Origin of the sequence: Streptomyces sp. NRRL S-495 (assembly GCF_000966955.1) — a bacterium.
Classification (GTDB): Bacteria; Actinomycetota; Actinomycetes; order Streptomycetales; family Streptomycetaceae; genus Kitasatospora; species Kitasatospora purpeofusca.
On sequence record NZ_JZWY01000633.1, the window covers coordinates 1 to 506 of the forward strand.

At 69.8% G+C, this 506-nt stretch carries 1 pseudogene; it reads right to left on the reverse strand.

What is annotated here, in order from left to right:
- Nucleotides 1–506 (reverse strand): annotated as a pseudogene (locus VR45_RS29340) (RICIN domain-containing protein); the annotation flags it as partial.

Here is a 506-nt window from a genome sequence, read left to right on the forward strand (position 1 = left end):
GCGGAGACGGCGAGCGCCTCACCCGAGTTGTTGGCCGTCAGACAGCCGCCGTCGGTGTCACTCGTCAACCAGAACCAACCACCGCCCGCGTCCCGAAACGCCCAGTGCTGATTGGCGTTCCCGTCCATCGTCCGGATCAGATGCGTCCGGTGCGTCCCCGGGTCGTGGTCCATCACCATGCCCTGACCGGCCGCCGCCTTTCCGTCCGTGAGCAGCGTCTCCAGGATCCACCGGTTGTTCGCGGTGCTCCAGAACGCCCACTTCTGCGCGTCGTTGCCGTTGGCGCCGAGCGCCTTGATCGACGTGCCGGAGTTGGTCGTCCCGCCGTCGAGGTCGGCGACCATTCCGTTGTTCGCGGAACGCAGCGTGGCGACACGGTTGTTCGCCACCCCGGGGTTGACCACCGCGCCCGTGGCCGGGTTCGGCGGGTTCGGGCCCTGGGTGAGGCCGTCGAGCCGCCACTTCTGCCGGTCGCTGCCGTCGCAGGCGGAGACGGCGAGCGCCTC